This is a genomic window from Alishewanella maricola, from assembly GCF_016343785.1.
Taxonomy (GTDB): Bacteria; Pseudomonadota; Gammaproteobacteria; order Enterobacterales; family Alteromonadaceae; genus Alishewanella; species Alishewanella maricola.
In genome coordinates this window covers 1-1962 of record NZ_JAEINI020000033.1, presented here as the reverse complement: position 1 = coordinate 1962, position 1962 = coordinate 1, and the positions used below count along the sequence as shown (strand labels likewise).

Annotated in this window: 2 protein-coding genes; both read right to left on the bottom strand. The window is 35.3% G+C overall.

The annotated features are described in order from the left end of the window. On the bottom strand, positions 1-1311 hold a 1311-nt coding region (locus tag JAO78_RS16545), incomplete at its 3' end, for a TniQ family protein (RefSeq protein WP_226752467.1). Then, positions 1298-1962 (bottom strand): TniB family NTP-binding protein (locus JAO78_RS16540; protein WP_226752466.1); only part of this gene is annotated, 665 nt, incomplete at its 5' end. The genes JAO78_RS16545 and JAO78_RS16540, both read right to left, overlap by 14 nt.

The window sequence follows — 1962 nt, the reverse complement described above, 5'->3', positions numbered from 1 at the left end:
TTCACAGAAACAAAAATCATCGAATAAATGTTCATCATTATCAGGTGCGAACAACGAAATATCTCCTGACAAAACATATCCAACTAATTTTTTAGTATTTAGTTTATGCTTTGCTAATGCTCTATCATTTCCCCAAGCGATATAGCTTTTGTACTGAATTGCATCATTTTTCAATTCGAGTGGTTTAGCAATTTTCTTAATTATGTTGTAAAACAAGGCTAAGTCATCAATACGGCAAGGCGAAACTTTTTTTGGAGAGTTTTTATGCATCCTTCCCGGTATAGTCGATTGTTTTATGAGTTCCTTAACGTGTTTTTCATTTAGATTAAGTACCGAACATACTTGATCCCATAAAAGCTCCAAACACGCTTTATCTTCGTCAACATTCAATCTTCGATGAGCTGTCAGTATCATATGACTTGCTTCTTTTGGTGTTGTTGGTGCACTAATGAAATTCCCTGTTTTAGCTCCAACCTGATTAAACCATTCATCATTTGCCACTTCTACTTGTTTTAAAATGGCCAAATTTTTAGTCATAGACGTTTTATTCTGCCAATGCTTTTTTCTTGCTTTTTTTAATTCGGCCAATACCTCGTTTGAATGAGCAAGTTGATAAGCAAACTCAATGTGCGGTTCTAAATCAGGCACATACTTTTTGATATCCCGAAGATTTTGAAATGAAGCATCAAAAGGGCGTAAACCAAATTTTAAATGTTGTTTAATAGTCTTCATTAAATTCAATTTACACTCGCCAGACGCTTCGCCTAGTGATTTCTGTGATGCAGGAAGAAAAGTATCTGCAAGCGGACGGAAATGACTCCACTTGAAATTGCAATTTGTACATCCGACAAATAACTTGCCTTCCCATACAAAACTCTTTTTGCAATTTAAACACCTATCCCACAATTTAGACTCATGTTTATAGCAATGCGTAAAGTAAAGAGACTGCCAATCGCGTTTTAAATATTGATCCTCAGCTAAACAAAACGGACAGATCTGAGGGGTATCCAAATGAACGTGCTCACTGGAAAAGTCATCAATGGTTTGCACTTCTTTTTCAAATGCAAAAAATGCGTCTAACTCATCCTTTTGGATATTTGATGACTCACTGATAATATTCAAAAACTGATAATACTCATTAGTACCAACAATAAAAATTCTCTTTGGTAGCTGAATAATCCCAAATAAATATAAAAAACGTTTAAGTTCGGTAAACCCATTTCGGTTGCCTAATCTCATTATGTAACCTTTAAAAGACTCTCCCTCTTTAGGCATCGGATAAAAGAGTAAAGGATTTTTAGTTTTCTTCATTTTTGCCCTCAGCGTTTTTTACGTTCATTTTTAGATACTTATGAATCACCTTCATGTCGACAGAAAAAGGATTAAAATCAATCTTCTCGTTAATAGAACTTGGATCTAGCATGCTATAAATTCGAGCTAGATTGGGTAAGTTAGCTTTGAAATTATCCACGGTATGGATTTCAATATTGAGCTCTAAAAAGAAATCCCTTAGCCCGCGTGGAATACCATCGGTAGCGACATATAGCCTCAATAACAAAGACTCATTAGAGAATGTGCAGCTACCATTTGAGTGTGTTTGAATAAAATTAAAACTTTTAAGAATATTTGCTTTTGAGCCAAATTGTTCAACAAGACTTTGAACTAATTCACAAAAGAGGAATTTACTCATCTGGTCATTTTCGACGCTAAATTTAACGAATGGTGTTGTGTATCTGATCCGACTCGCAAGCTCCTTATAAACATCCCTTATGAGCAATGCCTTATCTGTGCCTAATAACAATAAAGGAATAAGCGTATTATCCATTAGCCCTTTTAACCAAGCTAAAGCTGAGGATTTCGTTCCTTTTGACGTGCTTGGGAGGAAGTCATGGATTTCGTCGACTATTATCAGCTGAACACACAAGTTTTTTAACGCATGGTATAGACGGTACTCCTTTTCAG